The organism is Streptomyces sp. NPDC008125 (genome assembly GCF_042957125.1).
Lineage (GTDB): Bacteria > Actinomycetota > Actinomycetes > Streptomycetales > Streptomycetaceae > Streptomyces.
Genome location: NZ_JBIBHR010000001.1, coordinates 70,484 through 87,589 on the forward strand (window position 1 = coordinate 70,484; position 17,106 = coordinate 87,589).

Genomic DNA, 17,106 nt, shown 5'->3' on the forward strand with positions numbered 1-17,106 from the left:
GGGGCGCCGCGGTCAGGTGCCGGTGAGGTGCTCCGGGCGCACCGGGGTCCGGTTGAGCTCCAGGCCCGTCGCCGCCCGGATGGCGGCGAGGACCGCGGGGGTGGACGAGAGAGTGGGCGCCTCGCCGACGCCCCGCAGTCCGTACGGGGCGTTCTGGTCGGCGAGTTCGAGCACGTCGAGGGGGATGGGCGGGGTGTCGAGGATCGTCGGGATCAGGTAGTCGGTGAAGGACGGGTTGCGGACCTTCGCGGTCACCGGATCGACGAGGATCTCCTCCATCACGGCGACGCCGAGCCCCTGGGTGGAGCCGCCCTGGATCTGTCCGGCGACGGCGAGCGGGTTGAGCGCCTTGCCGACGTCCTGGGCACAGGCGAGTTCGACCACCTTCACCAGCCCCAGTTCGGTGTCGACCTCCACCACCGCCCGGTGGGCGGCGAAGGAGTACTGCACATGGCCGTTCCCCTGGCCGGTGCGGATGTCGAAGGGCTGGGTGGGCCGGTGGTGCCACTCCAGCTCGACCTCGACGGCCTCGTCCCCCAGTACCTCGGCCAGGCCGGCGAGGGCCTCGCCACCGTCGGTGACGACCTTGCCGTTCTCCAGCAGCAGTTCGGCGGTGGCCCAAGCGGGGTGGTACGTACCGAACTTGCGGCGCCCCAGCTCCAACACCTGCGCCCGGACGGCCTCGCAGCTGTTCTTGATCGCGCCGCCGGTGACGTAGGTCTGGCGGGAGGCGGAGGTGGACCCGGCCGAGCCGACCCGGGTGTCGGCGGGCTGGATGGTGACCTGGCCGACACCGAGTTCGGTCCGTGCGATCTGGGCGTGCACGGTGACGCCGCCCTGTCCGACCTCGGCCATCGCGGTGTGCACGGTCGCGACGGCCTCGCCGTTGATGACCTCCATCCGGACCCGGGCGGTGGAGTAGTCGTCGAATCCCTCGGAGAAGCCGACGTTCTTCAGCCCGACCGCGTACCCCACGCCTCGTACGACGCCCTCGCCGTGCGTGGTGTTGGAGAGTCCGCCCGGCAGCGCGCGGACGTCGACCGAACCGTCGCCTCCCGCCGAGTCGGCGGCCAGCCACTGCCGTTCGGGCGGCAGCGGGCGGGCCTTGACCCGGCGCAGGAGTTCGGCGACCGGCGCGGGTGAGTCGCAGGGCTGGCCCGTGGGCAGCAGGGTGCCCTGCTCCATCGCGTTGATCCGGCGCAACTCCACCGGGTGGAGCCCCAGTTCGGCGGCGAGCTTGTCCATCTGTGCCTCGTACGCGAAGCAGGCCTGGACGGCGCCGAAGCCGCGCATCGCCCCGCAGGGAGGGTTGTTGGTGTAGAGGGCGAGCGCCTCGATGTCGACGTCGTCCACGGCGTAGGGTCCCACCGAGAGCGAGGCGGCGTTGCCGACGACGGCCGGGGAGGACGAGGCGTAGGCGCCGCCGTCCAGCACGATGCGGCACTTCACGTGGGTGAGCTTGCCGTCGCGGGTGGCGCCGTGCTCGTAGGTGAGCTTGGCGGGGTGGCGGTGGACGTGTCCGAAGAAGGACTCGAAGCGGTTGTAGACCATCTTGACCGGCTTGCCGGTGCGCAGCGCGAGCAGGCAGGCGTGGATCTGCATGGACAGGTCCTCGCGGCCTCCGAAGGCGCCGCCGACGCCGGAGAGCGTCATCCGGATCTTCTCCTCGGACAGGCCGAGGACGGGCGCCATCTGCGCCCGGTCGTTGTGCAGCCACTGGGTGGCGACGTAGAGGTCCACGCCGCCGTCCTCCGCTGGGACGGCGAGCCCGGACTCGGGGCCGAGGAAGGCCTGGTCCTGCATGCCGAAGACGTACTCGCCGCGCACGATCACGTCCGCGCGCGCCGCCGCGGCGACCACGTCGCCGCGCACGATCGGCTGGCGGTGCACGACGTTGGGGTGCGGGACGTGGAGGCTGTAGTGGTCGTCGCGGCCCTCGTGGAGCAGAGGCGCGCCGGGTGCGGTGGCCGACGCCTCGTCGGTGACGACGGGCAGTTCGGCGTAGTCGACGCGGATCTTCGCGGCGGCGCGGCGGGCTGTCTCGGGGTGGTCGGCGGCGACCAGGGCGACCGGTTCGCCGTGGTGGCGGACCCGGCCGTGGGCGAGGGCGGGGGTGTCCTTGATCTCCAGGCCGTAGTTCTTCACGGCGGCGGGCAGGTCGTCGTGGGTGAGGACCGCGTACACGCCGGGGGTGGCGAGCGCCTCGGCGATGTCGATCGAACGGATCTCGGCGTGGGCGGTGGTGGCGCGCAGGGTGTGGCCCCAGAGCATGTCCTCGTGCCACATGTCGGAGGAGTAGGCGAACTCCCCCGTGACCTTGAGGGTGCCGTCGGGGCGGAGGGTGGACTCGCCGATCCCGCCCCGGGTGGGTGAGCCCTGGGTGAGGCCGACGGGGGTGCCGGTGGTCGCCATGGTCAGGCCTCCTGTCCGGAGCGGGCGGCGGCGAGGCGGACCGCGTCGAGGATCTTCTCGTACCCGGTGCAGCGGCAGAGGTTGCCGGAGAGCGCCTCGCGGATGTCCTGGTCGGACGGGGAGGGGTGCTGTTCGAGGAGTTCGTCGGCGGCGACCAGCAGTCCGGGGGTGCAGAAGCCGCACTGCACGGCTCCGGCGTCGACGAAGGCCTGCTGGACCGGGGAGAGCGGGGGGCCGCCCGGTCCGGGTGCGGCCTGCCAGGCGCGGGCCTCGTCGAGGCCGGTGCCGCAGCCACCCGCGGTGGCGCAGCCTCCGCCGGGATGGGCGTCGGCGCGGTGGCGGGCGTAGTCGGCGAGCCCTTCGACGGTGACGACCTCGCGGCCCTCGGCCTGACCTGCGGCGACCAGGCACGCGCAGACCGGCACTCCGTCGAGGCGGACGGTGCAGGAGCCGCACTCGCCCTGTTCGCAGGCGTTCTTGGAGCCGGGCAGGCCCATCCGTTCCCGCAGGACGTAGAGGAGGGACTCGCCCTCCCAGACGTCGTCCGCCTGCTGCGGCCGTCCGTTGACGGTGAAGTGGACGCGCATGGTCAGCGGGCTCCTTCGTGTGTGCGGCCGGTGCGGTACTGCTCCCAGGTCCAGCCGAGGGTGCGGCGGGCCAGTACGCCGACCGCGTGCCGGCGGTAGCGGGCGGTGCCGCGGACGTCGTCGATGGGGTTGCAGGCGCCCGAGGCGAGGGTGGCGAACTCCCGGGCGAGGGACGGCGTGATGGTGTCGCCGTTCTCCCAGAAGCCGCCCTCGTCGAGCGCGGCGTTCAGGAACTCCTCGGCGGCGGTGGCGCGGACCGGGGTGGGCGCGGCGGAGCCGATGCCGGTGCGCACCGTGCGGGTCCCGGGGTGCAGGGCGACGGAGAAGGCGCAGACGGCGATGACCATGGCGTTGCGGGTGCCGACCTTGGAGAACTGCTGCGGGCCGTCCGCCCTGGCGATGTGCACGGCGCGGATGAGTTCGTCGGGGGCGAGCGCGTTCCGTTTGACGCCGGTGTAGAAGGCGTCGATGGGGATCATCCGGGTGCCGCGTACGGACACCGCTTCGACCTCCGCGCCCGCGGCGAGCAGCGCCGGGTGCGCGTCCCCGGCGGGCGACGCGGTGCCGAGGTTGCCGCCGACCCCGCCCCGGTTGCGGATCTGCGGGGAGGCGACGGTGTGCGCGGCGAGGGCCAGGCCGGGAAGTTCGGCCCTGAGGTGTTCCATGATCGCGCTGTACGGCACCGAGGCGCCGAGGCGTACGGTCCGCTCGCCGACCTCCCAGTCGGAGAGTTCACCGATCCGGCTCAGGTCGAGGAGGTGGTCCGGGCGGCGGTGGTCGAAGTTGATCTCGACCATCACGTCCGTGCCGCCTGCCAGCGGGACGGCCGCCGGGTGCTCGGCCTTGGCGGCGAGCGCGTCCTCCCAGGCGGCGGGGCGAAGGAAGTCCATGAGTGGCTCTCTTCTCGATGGGCTGCGCAGGGTGGAAGGAGGGATCCCCCCGCGGGACCTCCCCTGCGGGACCGGGGAGCGTTCCGTGCGGGGCGGGGAGGCGGTCCGGGCGGGGCCGGGAGCGGTCGCCCTTCATCAGTTGTTGACGCAGGGTGGCCTTCAGTACACAAGCCGTGCTCCAACCGGTGCAGTCACCGAAACAATGAAGGAGTTGGCTGGTCTCCTCGCTCGTCTTGTAGATTCGAACGAATGGCGAGGGCCGGAAACCTCGCCGCAATTCACAGGACCCCTGGAACTACGAAAAACAGATCGGCGGCAACGAGATGCGGCTGCGCGCACTGCTGGACACCGACGCGCTGGGGCTGCGGCTGCTCGGCGGCGAGGACGAGCTGGACCGTCCGGTCCGGGGCGTCATGACGACGGACCTGCGCGACCCGAGCCGCTACCTCTCCGGCGGCGAGCTCGTGCTCACCGGGCTGGCCTGGCGCCACGACGCGACGGATTCGGAGCCCTTCGTCCGGATACTCGCCCAGGCCGGGGTCAGCGCGCTGGCGGCGGGCGAGGCCGAGCTCGGCCCCATACCCGACGACCTGGTCGAGGCCTGCCGGCACCATCGCATGCCGCTCTTCGCGGTGAACGAGACGGTCGCCTTCGCAACGATCACCGAGTACGTCGTGCGGCAGGTGTCCGGCGAACGCGCCGGGGATCTGGCCGCCGTCGTGGACCGGCACCGCAGGCTGATGACCTCGGGGCCGGCGGGCGGCGGTCCCGAGGTGGTCCTGGACCTGCTCGCCGGGGACCTGTCCTTGTCGGCGTGGGTGCTCTCCCCCACCGGGCGCCGGATCGCCGACGCAGGGAAGCCGCTGCCCGGACCGGTCGCGACGGCTCTCGCCGGTCGTCATCTGGCGGCGGCCAGGACCGGCCGCCGGGGTCCGCACGCGACCTCGGTGGACGGCACCACGTACGCGCTCTTCCCGGTCCGGAACAGTGGCCGGGGGTCGGTGCCCGCCCTGCGGGACACCCGCGGGTCCGCCCTCTCGGAGTGGCTCCTCGCGGTGGAGGCCGACCCGGGCGACTGGCCCGAGGCCCGGCTGGACCTGCTCCAGGGCGTCACCCAGCTGATCGCCGTCGAACGCGACCGGCGCGACGCCGCGCGTACGGTACGGCGCCGGCTCGCCCAGGAAGTACTGGAGCTCGTGCAGGCGAGCGCCGCCCCGGCGGAGATCGCGGCCCGGTTGCGGGTGGCCGCGCCGGTGCTGCTGCCGGGGCTCGGTACTGCTCCGCACTGGCAGGTCGTGGTGGCGCGGGTGGAGTGGGAGGCGCCGGCCGGCGGCTCCCCGGCCCGGACCGGCGCCGAGGACCCGGCGGGCGGTCCGGTGGCGCAGGCTCTGCTGGAGGAGATCCTGGTCGACCCGGCGGTCACCGGGCCGGATTCGGCGGACCGGATAGCGGTGGCGTACACGGAGGACGAGGCCGTCGCGCTCGTACCGCTGCCGGGCACCGGCCCGGCCGGGACGGTGCCCGGCGACGGAACGCCGGACGACCGGAGCGGCGCCCACGGGGCGGACTCCGCCCTGCGGGCGGGACTCCTCCTGGAGGCGGTCCGCGAACCGCTCTCGGCGGGACTCGCGGAGGACGGCAGGCTCACCCTGGGCGTCAGCGCGGCGGTCCACTCGGCCGAGGGGCTGCGCGGGGCGCTGGAAGAGGCCCGGCACGCCCGCCGGGTGGCGGCGGCCCGCCCCGGCCCGGTCTGCGCGGCCGGCCACGACGAGCTGGCGTCGCACGTCCTGCTGCTGCCGTTCGTCCCGGACGACGTACGGCGGGCCTTCACGGCGCGGCTGCTGGACCCGCTGCGGAGCTACGACGAGCGGCACCGCGCCGAGCTGATTCCGACCCTGGAGGCGTTCCTGGAGTGCGACGGCTCCTGGACCCGTTGCGCGACCCGCCTCCACCTGCACGTCAACACCTTGCGCTACCGCGTCGGGCGTATCGAGCAGTTGACGGGCCGCGACCTCTCGCGGCTGGAGGACAAGCTCGATTTCTTCCTCGCCCTGCGCATGAGCTGACCTTCCTCGTCCGGGCGGGGCGCCGCCCGGGCCCGGCGAGGCCGACACTCGTTTGTGAAATCTTTCACCTGAACCTGGCCCGCCCTCTTGGCCGGGCTGCCGATCCGTGCTGAGATGCGCCCACACTCAACAGCTCAATGGCGCGCTCGGGGAGGCAATGTGGCGTCCACCGCCATGTCTGGGTCCGGAACGACAGCCGATGACGAACCGCCCCTCCTGACAGCGGTGTGGCGGCTGCGCTCCCGCGCCTGCTGGACGGACGCCGCCGCGCTGCTCGGTCCGAGCGCCGCGACCGATCCGGCCGCCGCCCTCCAGCGCGCCGCCCTGCTGACCGAGCGCTGCCTCTACACGACCAAGGGCTGGACCGAAGCCGAGGAAGCCCTGCGGGCGGCCGAGGCACTCGCCAAGGACAACGCCGAGCGGGGAGCCGCCGCCTGCGAACGCGGCTATCTGGCGTACGTCTCCACCCTGCTCGGCATCCGCGACCGCGCCGACGAGGCGTCCGTGGCGCTCAGCCGCGCGGCGGCCCTCCTCGCTCCGAACGCGCCCGGCCGGCCCCTGCTCGACTTCCGGCGCGGTCTGATCGCGCAGAACATCGCCCAGGCGCCCGATTCCGCGCGGGCCGCCTTCCGGCGGGCGCACGCGGGCGCCACCGCCCGGGGGGACGCGTTACTGCTCTCCTCCACCTGGCGTCACCTCGCGTCCCTGGCTCTGAGCGCGGGGGAGCTCGCGGAGGCGCGGCACGGCTTCGCGGAGTCGCTGCGGATAAGGGAGGAACTGGGCTACCTGGTCGGGACGGCACCCGCACTGATCTCGCTCGCGGAGACCGAGACCGAACCGGTGGCCACCCGGCTGCGCGCCGAGGCGGGTCGCCTCTTCCGCCTGCTGGGCGGCGTACCGACCTGGCTCGCCCCGCTGCTCGACCAGTCGCCCGGTCCGGAGGTCGCCGCGGCGAACTGAGTGCCGGCGACGGCACCGGCCCGCGCTCAGGCGTCCGCCGGACTCCGGTAGTGCTCCGCGACCAGGGCGCGTACGGCCGTCGTGTCGCGTTCGATCAGCGCGTCCAGCAGGGCGGTGTGCTGCGCCGCGTCGGCCCGCAGCCCGGTGGGCCGGCCCGGCGCGGTCCCGGGCAGCGGACCCGGGCAGCGGCGGTGCAGGTCGTCGGCGAGGGTCACCAGCTGGGCGTTTCCGGCGAAGGCGAGCAGGGTCCGGTGGAAGGCGCGGTCGCTCTCCGCGTAGGCCGAGCGGTCTCCGGTCGCCGCCGCGGCGACCGTGGCCTCCGCCAGCGGCCGCAGGGTCTCCCAGCGGCAGGCCGGTACGGTCCGGGCGAGCCGCAGCACCACGGGGGCCTCGATCAGCGCGCGGACCTCGGCCAGTTCGGCCAGTTCGCGCGGGCCGCGCTCGACGACGCGGAAGCCCCGGTTCGGCACCACCTCCACGGCGCCCTCCGCGGCCAGCCGCTGCATCGCCTCGCGCACCGGGGTGGCGGACACGCCGAAGCTCGCGCCGAGTGCGGGAGCGGAGTACACCCGGCCCGGGACGAGATCCCCGGCCGCCAGGGCGTCGCGCAGGGCGTCCAGGATCTGCCCGCGCACGGAGTGCCGGCGGACGGGCGGGGGTGCGGCGGCCTCACCGTGGATGTGCTCGCCACGCTCCTTGCCGCGTCCGGCCTGTGCGGGTACGCGAGGGGCCGGACCGGCTCCGGCCGCCCCCGACCCGCCGGACGCCCCCGCCCCCGCCCCGGTCCCGGTCCCGACACGCTCCGGGTACGCGAACGCGAGCGCGTCCTCCCGCGTTCCGCCCTGCTCCACCGGTCCTCCTCGTCCCGTCCGCTCCGTCCCGCACGGGCGCCGCCACCCGTGCACGATAGGCCCAGGACCCCCAGGTTCACACGTCGATCACTTCGGGTAAGGTAAGCCTTGCCTGTCAGCGCTCGTGATTCGGTGGTCCCGCATGACCGTTCCCACGGTGCCCGTCGGCACCGCCCCGGCCTCCCCGGTGACGTCCGCGTACGCGCGCCTCGCCGAGGTCTTCCCCGGTATGCGCACCGACGTGCTCGACGCGGCGGCGCCGCTCCCCTCCGGCTCCGGCTGGGTGCGCGCGGACGGGCTGGCCTCGGGCGGTACGGCGGTCGACACCTTCCTGGAGTGGGACGAGGCGCAGATCCTGCGCGACTACCAGCAGCGGGCCCGCCCGGACGTGGTGGCGAGCTTCGGGCTCCACCGGTACGCCTGGCCCGCCTGCCTGCTGGTGACCCTGCCGTGGTTCCTGCACCGGCGGGTACCCCGGGTCCCGGTCGAGGACGTGGCGTTCCAGCGGGCGCTGGGCCGCTTCGCCGTCCGCGTGCGCGAGTTCTCCTGTCTGCCCGACGACCCGGCCGCCTCGCACCCCGACGCGCGCGTGGTGCCCGACGAGGCGGCACTCCGGGCCGAGGTGCTGGCCTCCGTCGCCGCCCACATGGGCCCCGTACTGGAGGGGTTCGGACCCCGCATGCGGCGTGGGAAGCGGGCGCTGTGGGGCATGGCGACGGACGAGATCGTCGAGGGCCTCTGGTACGTCGCCCACCTTCTGGGCGAGGAGACCCGGGCGATGACCGAACTGGAGCGCCTGCTCCCGGGCACCACCAAGCCGTACGTCGGAGCGGCCGGCTTCCGCGAACTGACCGGCCCCGACGGCGGGTCGCTGCCGACCCGCGACCGCGCCAGCTGCTGCTTCTTCTACACGATCCGCCCCGAGGACACCTGCGTCACCTGCCCGCGCACGTGCGACAGCGACCGCGTGAAGAAGCTGAGCGCCGCCCTCTGATCGACACCACCCGCACGAGGGAGCCTCCCTCGAATGCAACTCCTTCTTCTCGCCCGGCAGTTCGACCCAAATGCGGTCACCTGTACGCTCAAAGCCCCCCGAACGCGTGCTCTTGCCCCGAATCCGCTTGAGGCGGGCGGAAGTTCCGTCACGATGGCGTCCGAAACGCCCTACGTGATCCGAGGAACCGCGCATGAGACTGACCGACATGTCGCTCGACTGGCTGCTTCCGGGCGCCGTGCTGCTCGTGGGAGTCATGGCGGCGGTGACGGTGGTCGCACGCGGCAAGCGTGCTGCCGGCAAAGCCTCGGCCGACGACACCTGGGAACGCAGCGAGGACCGCCGCCGGCGCAAGGAAGCGCTCTACGCCACGGCCTCCTACATCCTGCTGTTCTGCTGCGCGGCGGTCGCCGCCGCGCTCTCCTTCCACGGCCTCGTCGGCTTCGGCCAGCAGAACCTGGGCCTCTCCGGAGGCTGGGAGTACCTCGTCCCGTTCGGCCTCGACGGCGCGGCCATGTTCTGCTCCGTCCTGGCCGTGCGCGAGGCGAGCCACGGAGACGCGGCCCTCGGATCGCGCCTGCTGGTGTGGACGTTCGCCGGTGCGGCGGCCTGGTTCAACTGGGTCCACGCACCGCGCGGCATCGACCACGCGGGGGCCCCGCAGTTCTTCGCGGGGATGTCGCTCTCGGCGGCGGTGCTCTTCGACCGCGCACTGAAGCAGACCCGCCGGGCCGCTCTGCGCGAACAGGGCCTGGTTCCCAGGCCGTTGCCACAGATCCGGATCGTCCGCTGGCTGCGCGCCCCCCGGGAGACCTTCGACGCCTGGTCGTTGATGCTCCTCGAAGGGGTGCGCACCCTGGACGAGGCGGTCGACGAGGTGCGCGAGGACCGCCGCGAGCAGGAGCAGGACCGCATCCGCAGGCGGGACCAGGAGAAGCTGGACCGGGCGCGCATCAAGGCGCTCAACCGGCAGAACCGCGCCTGGAACAGGCGGGGAGGCCGCCAGGTGGACGCCCCCGCGCTGCCTCCCTCGCCGAACGCGGACCGGCCCGCCGTGGAGGCCGCCCCGACGGAACCCGGCCAGCTCCCCCTGCGCCCCCGGCCGCCTCTGCAGGCCGTCAGCGGCTCACCGCGGGCCGCGGGCGAGCCCGGCCAGAAGAGCGGCACGCCGGGTTCCGCAGGCGACCCTCTGACCGTCGACCTCACGGCTGAGGACGACACCCAGGCGCTGCCGCGCCTCGACTCCCTGGAGCGCAAGCTCAAGGATCTTGAGCAGCAGTTCGGCTGAGCACACGGGCAACACCTTGACGGTGAAGGACGGGAAGAAGTACGTGGGCGGGGCGTGATCCGCGCCGCCCACTGGACCCGAAGGCTGTCCCGCGATTCCTTGCGGGACAGCCTCAACCCGTGACCTCGAACCAGACCACCTTGCCCAGGACCTGCGCTTCCACCCCCCAGCCGTCCGCAAGGCTGCGCACCAGGATCAGGCCCCTGCCGTGCGTACCGTCGTCGGCGTTCGGTACGTACGACCGGGGCATGCCGGGCGCGAAGTCCCGTACCTCCACCCGGACCCGCGCCCCCTCGACCGTGGCCGTGACGGCCGCGCCGTTGCGGGTGTGGATCAGCGCGTTGGTGAGCAGTTCGCTCATCAGCAGTTCCGCCGTCTCCACGGCCTCCGTGCCGATCCGGGGCCGGAGGAAGTCCCGCAGTTCGCGCCGGACCTTACCGACGGCCGAGCTGTCGGTGTGCCCTAGTCGGCGGTACAGGCGTTCGCCCTGCCCTGCTCCGCCGCCGGGGGGCCGTCCCCCGCCTCCGCGGTGACCGGCCTTGTTGTGACGTTCCATCATGTCCCCCGCCCGCACGCCGATTCAGCCTCCTTCTGCCGATCCCTCGAACGTCCTCACGGAATGGATGCCCCGCCACCGCGCGATCACGCTTGGTCGCGCACAGTGGTGCACGCTCCCGCGGCCGTTGGTTAACTTCGAGAAAATTCCGGGGAGTTGCCGTTGACGCGGAGGGATCTACGCGCGTCATCATAGAGCCCATGCGAATCCCCCCACGGGTCATCACGCTCGGCGGTACCGCCGCCCTCCTGTCCGCATTCCTCGTCGGCGCCCCGGCCTCGGCCGCCGTCGCGGACCCTTCTCCCACCTCAGCGGCGGCGTACGCCTCCTCCCCGGCGTACGCCGCCGCCTCCCCCTACGCGCTGCTCTCCGTGGCGTCGGTCGGCAGCATCTGCTACTCCGACCTGCCGTCCCAGGCGCACGACACGCTCGACCTCATCGACGCGGGGGGCCCGTTCCCCTACTCGCAGGACGGTGCGGTGTTCCAGAACCGCGAGGGCGTCCTGCCCAGCAAGGCCACCGGCTACTACCACGAGTACACGGTCGTCACGCCGGGCTCCACCACCCGGGGAGCCCGGCGGATCGTCACCGGTTCGGCGGTGCAGGACTACTACACCGCCGACCACTACGTGACCTTCGACCTCGTCGACCACGGCTGCTGACGCTCCGGTCCCACCGCGACACCCGGTTCCGGTACGCGCCGCCGCCCCCCACCGGCGGCGCGTACCCCCCAAAGCCCCTTGAGAAGCCGCCCCTTCAGGGCCGGGGGACGTTGCGCAGGTTCGACCGCGCCATCTGGAGCATCCGGCCCACCCCGCCGTCCAGCACGATCTTCCCGGCGGAAAGCGCGAAGCCGGTCACCATGTCTGCGCTGATCTTCGGCGGAATGGACAGGGCGTTCGGGTCGGTGACGACGTCCACGAGCGCCGGGCCCTTGTGCTTGAAGGCGTCCCGCAGAGCGCTCTCCAACTGCTTCGGCTTCTCCACCCGGACGCCGTAGGCGCCGCACGCGCGGGCCACCGCGGCGAAGTCCGGGTTCTTGTTGGTCGTACCGAACGAGGGAAGCCCGCCCACCAGCATCTCCAACTCCACCATGCCCAGTGAGGAGTTGTTGAAGAGCACGACCTTGACCGGCAGGTTGTACTGGACGAGGGTGAGGAAGTCGCCCATCAGCATGGAGAATCCGCCGTCGCCGGACATCGAGACGACCTGGCGGTTGCGGTCGGTGAACTGGGCGCCGATCGCCTGCGGCAGGGCGTTGGCCATCGAGCCGTGGCTGAACGAACCGATCACCCGCCGCTTGCCGTTGGGCGTCAGATAGCGCGCCGCCCAGACGTTGCACATACCCGTGTCGACCGTGAACACCGCGTCCTCGTCGGCGATCTCGTCCAGGACCGAGGCCACGTACTCCGGGTGGATCGGCACGTGCTTCTCGACCTTGCGGGTGTAGGCCTTGACCACACCCTCCAGCGCGTCGGCGTGCTTCTTCAGCATCCGGTCGAGGAACTTGCGGTCGCTCTTCGGCTTCACCATCGGGGTGAGGCAGCGCAGCGTCTCGCGCACGTCCCCCCAGACCGCGAGATCGAGCTTGGACCGCCGTCCCAGCCGTTCCGGGCGGACGTCGACCTGGACGATCTTCACGTCGGTCGGCAGGAAGGCGTTGTACGGGAAGTCGGTGCCGAGCAGGATCAGCAGGTCGCACTCGTTCGTCGCCTCGTACGCGGCGCCGTAGCCGAGCAGCCCGCTCATCCCCACGTCGAACGGATTGTCGTACTGGATCCATTCCTTGCCGCGCAGCGCGTGGCCGACAGGCGCCTTCACCTTCTCCGCGAACTCCATCACCTCGGCGTGCGCGCCGGCCGTACCGCTACCGCAGAACAGCGTCACCCGCTTGGCCTTGTCGACCATTTTGCAGAGCTTGTCGATCTCCTCGTCGCCCGGGCGGACCGTGGGCCGCGAGGTGACCAGGGCGTGCTCGACCGACTTCTCGGGTGCGGGCTGGGAGGCGACGTCGCCCGGCATGGAGACGACGCTCACGCCGCCCCGACCGATGGCGTGCTGGATCGCCGTCTGGAGGAGGCGGGGCATCTGCTGCGGGTTGGAGATCATCTCGTTGTAGTGGCTGCACTCCTGGAAGAGCAACTCCGGATGGGTTTCCTGGAAGAAGCCGAGTCCGATCTCGCCGGAGGGGATGTGCGAGGCGAGGGCGAGCACCGGGGCCATGGAGCGATGGGCGTCGTACAACCCGTTGATCAGGTGGAGGTTGCCGGGGCCGCAGGAGCCGGCGCAGGCCGCGAGGCTGCCGGTGATCTGCGCCTCGGCACCGGCCGCGAAGGCGGCGGTCTCCTCGTGCCTGACCTGGATCCACTCGATCCCCGGGTGGCGCCGGACGGCGTCGACGACCGGGTTCAGGCTGTCGCCGACGACGCCGTACAGCCGCTTCACTCCCGCCCGTCCGAGAATGTCGACGAACTGCTCCGACACGTTCTGCTTGCCCATGGGAATGCGCCTCTCTGCCCGTGCTCCGTGCACGATCGGCTGTCCGGACTGCGGAACCCGAAACTCCCGGGCCCCCGGGAATCGCAGCCGGACGGTCTCCGCAGTCCATCAACCCATGGCAGGCGCGGTTACGCCTCCCAGACCGCGGCGGCCGTGCGGTCCTCCGCGTACCCCTCGATCCGAAGGTGGAGGTCCGCCAGGAAGTCGGCGAGGCCGGGAGGGCCCCCGGGAGCCCAGCGCGCGGCGAGTTCCCCGGCGAGAACCGGCTCGGCGCGCATCGGGTCGGCGAGTCCGGGGGAACAGAGCAGCAGCGTGTCACCCGGACGGGCCACGGAAGCCCGGAACCTGAAGGGTTCCGGGGGCGGGGGCAGCGGGTCCTCGATGTACGGCCCCGGGGGCGTCGGGATCTGGAGGTCCAGCGTCAGCCGGTCCTCGCCCGTGGCGGGCGGGCCGGCGGCGTAGGGTTCGCGCGGCGGCGAACCGAAGCCGACGACCGCGTCGCCGGAGGCCACCCCGCCCTCGGGGAGAAGGGGTTCGAGGTCCTGCCAGACGCCGTCGCGCAGCCGGAAGAGGCCTCCGCCGCCGACGCCGAAGAACACCCGGGTGCGGCAGCGCGGGTCGGCGGAGAGCAGCAGACAGCGCAGGTGGACCGCGTACACCTGCGGGTCCAGTCCGAGTTCGGTTGCGCGGGACCTGAGCTTGCCGTACGTACGGCCGGTGAGCCGGTGCAGCCCGGACTTCAGCTCGCCCCGGCGCCCGGCCCGGATGTCCTCGGAGAGGCGCGCGTGGCTGCGGCCGACCGCGCCGCCGATCCAGCGGCAGGCGTCCGCCGCCGCGAGGTGGGCCCCCTCGGCACCGCGGGTGCCCCGGGCGACGGCGACGAGGACAAGACCGCCCTCGCCGCTGCCGAACCGCGCGGTGAGCAGCGCGTCGCTCCGGGGTTCACCGCGGAACCGGGCCGCGTCGCCGCGCACGGAGACCGTACGGAGCGTGTAGGTGCCGTACCTGGCGCCGTCGAGAACGGTGTCGGGGACGAGGCCGTCGAGGTTGAGCGGGGTGGTGGCCGGCAGGGTGGCGGGCTCGGGCTCGTAGGCGGGCGGGCGCTCACCGAGGTGGCCGGGAGCGGCCGGCCGGCGCCCGGTGACCGGGAGCGGCGCACCCGCTTCCCGCAGGGCGGGGCCCTTGGCGTGCCTGCCACCGGCCGTGTCGTTCCGCAGCTCCTGCGGAGGCGGGGGCGGAGGCGGGGGTACGGGCACGGCGAAGGTACGGGGCCCGGCCGGTCCGTCGGGCGTCTCCCACGGCGCCGCGAACCGGACGACTCCGGGCGGCGCAGCGGGACGCGGCGCGGGCGGGCGCTGCGGCGGGGCGAGGTGCTGCGGTGGGGCTGCCGGGCGCTGCGGTGGGGCCGCCGCGTGCTGCGGTGGGGCCGCCGCGTGCTGCGGCGGTGGTCCGGGCGCAGGCGAGCGGGGGTCGGGCGGGCGTGGCGCGGGCGCGGGCTGCGCGGGCGGGAGCCCCGCGTGCGGGTGCGGGCCGGGTGACGCCGCGTCGCGCCAGGCGTCCGTGACGACCGTGTCCTCGTGGTCCTGGTCCGTGAGGAGGGCCTCCTCGTCGAGCTCGGCGTGGGGCTGCGCGTCGGCCGGGTCGTGGGGGCCGGTGTCGAGGGCGCGGTCGTACGGGCCCGGGTCGCCGGCCTGGTCGTACGGCCCGCTGTCCACAGCCCGGTCGTACGGGCCCACGTCGACAGCCTGGTCGGGGAGATCGGCCGCGTTGTCGCCGTACGTCGCGCCCTCGCCCGTCGCGCCCTCGCCCGTCGCACCCTCGTCCGTGGCGCCTCGGCCCGTCGCACCCTCGTCCGTGGCGCCACGGTCCGTCGCACCCTCGCCCCTCGGGCCGTCGGCCGGCTCCTGCGGGCCGTCGGCCGGGTGCGTCGGCGGACTCACCGCGTCCGCGGCGGAGTCGAAGCGGTCGTCCAGAGTGTCCCGCGCGGCGGCGGGTCCGGTGTCCGGCGCGGCCTCGTCGTAGAGCTTGCGCCACCACTCGTCCTCGTGGCCGGTGGAGTTCTCCCCCTGCTGACTCATGCCCTCATTGTCACCGCGAACGGCGGCGCGAACCGGGACGTCGGGAAAAAGACACGGCCTTGGCCTTGGGCCCGCCGGGCTGCCCCACCCCCCACGGGAAGGGCGCCCGGCGGGCCGGTCCGGGCGGCCCGCGCGACTGTTCGGCGCGTGTCCTGGTAAAACACGGAACAGCCCTCGGGTGATGCCACCTTGGCAGGGGGGCCATCGGTACGGGGATGATGGGCACGGCGGGTTTGCGCCGTGGCCGTTTTCCGCCACGGCGGTGCAGGTGGTGCGTGATTCGTGACGCCCGGGGAGGGTCCGAGGAGAATGCTGAGTGCCATAGGTCTCGACGAACGACAGGAAGCGGCCTACCGCGCGCTGGTCGCCCTGGGGGCGGCCGAACTCCCTCATCTCGCCCACCGTCTGGGGCTGCCGGAAGCGGAGACCGAGCGGACCCTGCGCCGGCTGGAGCAGCAGGGGCTGGCCGCACAGTCGTCGGCGCGGTCGGAGCGGTGGGTGGCGGCGCCGCCCGGCGTCGCGCTGGGCGCCCTGCTGATCCAGCAGCGGCACGAACTGGACCAGGCGGAGCTGGCGTCGGCGCTGCTGGCCGCCGAGTACCGTGCCGAGGCGAGCGAACCGACCGTCCACGACCTGGTGGAGGTGGTGACCGGGGCGAACGCGGTGACCCAGCGCTTCCACCAGTTGCAGCTGGGGGCGGCGTTCGAGGTCTGCGCACTGGTGACCGGGAACCCGATCGCGGTGAGCGGCATGGACAACGAGTCGGAGGAGCGGGCGGCGGCGCGCGGGGTCTCGTTCCGCGTGGTCGTCGAGCGCGAGGTGCTGTCGCTGCCGCAGGGCATCCTGGAGCTGTCGGCCGCGCTGGGCCGGGACGAGCAGTGCCGGGTGGTGGAGCGGGTCCCGACGAAGCTGGTGGTCGCGGACCGGGCCCTGGCCATGGTGCCGCTGACCGGCCGGAACGCCGAGCCCGCGGCCCTGGTCGTCCACGCGAGCGGACTGCTGGAGTCGCTGATGGGGCTGTTCGAGGCCGTCTGGCGCGAGGCGATGCCGCTCCGGCTGGGCGAGCAGGGGTGTCTGAAGGAGGGCGAGAACGGCCCCGACCCCACCGACCTGGAAATCCTGTCGTTGCTGCTCGCGGGGCTGACGGACGCGAGTGTCGCCAAGCAGCTGGAGCTGGGGCTGCGGACCGTGCAGCGCCGGGTGAAGGGGCTCATGGAGCTGACGGGTGTGTCGACCCGGCTCCAGCTCGGCTGGCACGCGTACGAGCGCGGCTGGGTGGCCCGCAGCCACCCCCGGCGCTGACTGCGTACCCGGCCCCGGCCCACTGCGGCGGGTCCCGGGCCTCAGCTCTCGCCCCGGGACCGGGCAGGCACTGTCCGACCTGCGCTGACGCGCGGGAATCCGGGGTCTCCGGCAGGCTGGTCAGATGAGTGTGTGGCAGCTCGTCGCCGTGGCCCTGGTGATGCTGCTCGGGCTGGTCGGGGTCCTGGTCCCCGGCGTACCGGGCCAGGCGATCGTCTGGGCCGCCGTGCTCTGGTGGGCGCTGACCGACGTGTCGCCGCTCGCCTGGGGGGTGCTGATCGGGTCGACGGCGGTCCTGCTGCTGAACCAGGCGCTGAAACCCCTGCTGCCGCCCCGCCGGCCGAGGGAGTCGGGGGCACCGCGCCGGACCCTGCTCGTCGGCGGACTGGCCGCCATCGGGGGGTTCTTCGTGCTGCCGGTGGTGGGCGGGGCCCTCGGTTACGTCGGCGGTGTCTACGGCGTCGAGCGGCTGCGGCTGGGGTCCCGGGGCGCCGGATGGGCCTCGGTCAGGTCGGTGATGCGGGCCACGGGGTACGCGGTGCTGGTGGAGCTGTACGCGTGTCTGCTGGTGGCCGGGGCGTGGCTGGGCGCGGTGGTCCTGGCCTGAGTGCCGGTGTGCCCGG

General features: G+C 73.3%; 14 protein-coding genes. 7 read left to right on the forward strand and 7 right to left on the reverse strand.

What is annotated here, in order from left to right:
* Window positions 1–12 precede the first annotated feature (12 nt).
* The 3 genes from ACFZAX_RS00305 to ACFZAX_RS00315 are packed head-to-tail and all read right to left on the reverse strand — an operon-like array spanning window position 13 to window position 3,889.
* A complete protein-coding gene (locus tag ACFZAX_RS00305) occupies window positions 13–2,412 on the reverse strand; it encodes a molybdopterin cofactor-binding domain-containing protein (RefSeq protein WP_390957558.1) in 2,400 nt (799 codons plus the stop codon).
* Between the two features lie 2 nt (window positions 2,413–2,414).
* Window positions 2,415–2,999, reverse strand: a complete 585-nt coding sequence (locus ACFZAX_RS00310) for a 2Fe-2S iron-sulfur cluster-binding protein (protein ID WP_390957559.1) — start codon at window positions 2,997–2,999, stop codon at window positions 2,415–2,417.
* Between the two features lie 2 nt (window positions 3,000–3,001).
* Window positions 3,002–3,889, reverse strand: a complete 888-nt coding sequence (locus tag ACFZAX_RS00315) for an FAD binding domain-containing protein (RefSeq protein WP_390957560.1) — start codon at window positions 3,887–3,889, stop codon at window positions 3,002–3,004.
* A 323-nt stretch (window positions 3,890–4,212) separates the two neighbouring features.
* On the opposite strand from ACFZAX_RS00315, the gene ACFZAX_RS00320 reads away from it, so the two are divergent.
* Together ACFZAX_RS00320 and ACFZAX_RS00325 are read left to right on the forward strand one after the other, a co-directional pair.
* Window positions 4,213–5,955, forward strand: coding sequence for a PucR family transcriptional regulator ligand-binding domain-containing protein (locus ACFZAX_RS00320; RefSeq protein ID WP_390957561.1), 1,743 nt, complete (start codon window positions 4,213–4,215; stop codon window positions 5,953–5,955).
* Between the two features lie 174 nt (window positions 5,956–6,129).
* Complete coding sequence (locus ACFZAX_RS00325; RefSeq protein WP_390957563.1) at window positions 6,130–6,915, forward strand: hypothetical protein; 786 nt, start codon at window positions 6,130–6,132, stop codon at window positions 6,913–6,915.
* A 26-nt stretch (window positions 6,916–6,941) separates the two neighbouring features.
* On the opposite strand, the gene ACFZAX_RS00330 is transcribed toward ACFZAX_RS00325, so the two are convergent.
* Window positions 6,942–7,766 (reverse strand): FCD domain-containing protein, encoded by an 825-nt coding sequence (locus tag ACFZAX_RS00330; RefSeq protein WP_390957565.1) that lies wholly within the window; start codon window positions 7,764–7,766, stop codon window positions 6,942–6,944.
* 142 nt (window positions 7,767–7,908) lie between these two features.
* Here ACFZAX_RS00330 and ACFZAX_RS00335 point away from each other — a divergent pair, with 142 nt between their 5' ends.
* Window positions 7,909–8,760 carry a (2Fe-2S)-binding protein gene (locus ACFZAX_RS00335; protein ID WP_390957567.1) on the forward strand — a complete coding sequence of 284 codons (852 nt, stop codon included), beginning with the start codon at window positions 7,909–7,911 and terminating at the stop codon, window positions 8,758–8,760.
* Between the two features lie 193 nt (window positions 8,761–8,953).
* Window positions 8,954–10,048 carry a DUF2637 domain-containing protein gene (locus ACFZAX_RS00340; RefSeq protein ID WP_390957568.1) on the forward strand — a complete coding sequence of 365 codons (1,095 nt, stop codon included), beginning with the start codon at window positions 8,954–8,956 and terminating at the stop codon, window positions 10,046–10,048.
* Window positions 10,049–10,160: 112 nt separating this feature from the next.
* Here ACFZAX_RS00340 and ACFZAX_RS00345 read toward each other — a convergent pair whose 3' ends face one another.
* Window positions 10,161–10,526 (reverse strand): ATP-binding protein, encoded by a 366-nt coding sequence (locus ACFZAX_RS00345; protein ID WP_390958373.1) that lies wholly within the window; start codon window positions 10,524–10,526, stop codon window positions 10,161–10,163.
* Window positions 10,527–10,804: 278 nt separating this feature from the next.
* On the opposite strand from ACFZAX_RS00345, the gene ACFZAX_RS00350 reads away from it, so the two are divergent.
* Window positions 10,805–11,266: a ribonuclease domain-containing protein gene (locus tag ACFZAX_RS00350; RefSeq protein ID WP_390957570.1), complete on the forward strand. Its 462-nt coding sequence runs from the start codon at window positions 10,805–10,807 to the stop codon at window positions 11,264–11,266.
* Window positions 11,267–11,360: 94 nt separating this feature from the next.
* Here ACFZAX_RS00350 and ACFZAX_RS00355 read toward each other — a convergent pair whose 3' ends face one another.
* Together ACFZAX_RS00355 and ACFZAX_RS00360 are read right to left on the reverse strand one after the other, a co-directional pair.
* A complete protein-coding gene (locus ACFZAX_RS00355; protein ID WP_390957572.1) occupies window positions 11,361–13,103 on the reverse strand; it encodes a pyruvate dehydrogenase in 1,743 nt (580 codons plus the stop codon).
* A gap of 128 nt (window positions 13,104–13,231) precedes the next feature.
* Window positions 13,232–15,181 carry a protein phosphatase 2C domain-containing protein gene (locus ACFZAX_RS00360; protein ID WP_390957574.1) on the reverse strand — a complete coding sequence of 650 codons (1,950 nt, stop codon included), beginning with the start codon at window positions 15,179–15,181 and terminating at the stop codon, window positions 13,232–13,234.
* A 309-nt stretch (window positions 15,182–15,490) separates the two neighbouring features.
* Here ACFZAX_RS00360 and ACFZAX_RS00365 point away from each other — a divergent pair, with 309 nt between their 5' ends.
* Together ACFZAX_RS00365 and ACFZAX_RS00370 are read left to right on the forward strand one after the other, a co-directional pair.
* Window positions 15,491–16,483, forward strand: a complete 993-nt coding sequence (locus ACFZAX_RS00365) for a helix-turn-helix domain-containing protein (protein ID WP_390957576.1) — start codon at window positions 15,491–15,493, stop codon at window positions 16,481–16,483.
* A 124-nt stretch (window positions 16,484–16,607) separates the two neighbouring features.
* Window positions 16,608–17,090 (forward strand): DUF456 family protein, encoded by a 483-nt coding sequence (locus ACFZAX_RS00370; protein ID WP_390957578.1) that lies wholly within the window; start codon window positions 16,608–16,610, stop codon window positions 17,088–17,090.
* Window positions 17,091–17,106: the final 16 nt, after the last annotated feature.

Bases quoted from the DNA above. Each gene is read 5' to 3' on its own strand.
- ACFZAX_RS00305 (WP_390957558.1), bottom strand. From the start codon at position 2,412: ATGGCGACCACCGGCACCCCCGTCGGCCTCACCCAGGGCTCACCCACC.
- ACFZAX_RS00360 (WP_390957574.1), bottom strand. From the start codon at position 15,181: ATGAGTCAGCAGGGGGAGAACTCCACCGGCCACGAGGACGAGTGGTGG.
- ACFZAX_RS00350 (WP_390957570.1), top strand. From the start codon at position 10,805: ATGCGAATCCCCCCACGGGTCATCACGCTCGGCGGTACCGCCGCCCTC.
- ACFZAX_RS00365 (WP_390957576.1), top strand. From the start codon at position 15,491: ATGCTGAGTGCCATAGGTCTCGACGAACGACAGGAAGCGGCCTACCGC.
- ACFZAX_RS00315 (WP_390957560.1), bottom strand. From the start codon at position 3,889: ATGGACTTCCTTCGCCCCGCCGCCTGGGAGGACGCGCTCGCCGCCAAG.
- ACFZAX_RS00335 (WP_390957567.1), top strand. From the start codon at position 7,909: ATGACCGTTCCCACGGTGCCCGTCGGCACCGCCCCGGCCTCCCCGGTG.
- ACFZAX_RS00325 (WP_390957563.1), top strand. From the start codon at position 6,130: ATGTCTGGGTCCGGAACGACAGCCGATGACGAACCGCCCCTCCTGACA.
- ACFZAX_RS00340 (WP_390957568.1), top strand. From the start codon at position 8,954: ATGAGACTGACCGACATGTCGCTCGACTGGCTGCTTCCGGGCGCCGTG.
- ACFZAX_RS00320 (WP_390957561.1), top strand. From the start codon at position 4,213: ATGCGGCTGCGCGCACTGCTGGACACCGACGCGCTGGGGCTGCGGCTG.
- ACFZAX_RS00355 (WP_390957572.1), bottom strand. From the start codon at position 13,103: ATGGGCAAGCAGAACGTGTCGGAGCAGTTCGTCGACATTCTCGGACGG.
- ACFZAX_RS00310 (WP_390957559.1), bottom strand. From the start codon at position 2,999: ATGCGCGTCCACTTCACCGTCAACGGACGGCCGCAGCAGGCGGACGAC.
- ACFZAX_RS00370 (WP_390957578.1), top strand. From the start codon at position 16,608: ATGAGTGTGTGGCAGCTCGTCGCCGTGGCCCTGGTGATGCTGCTCGGG.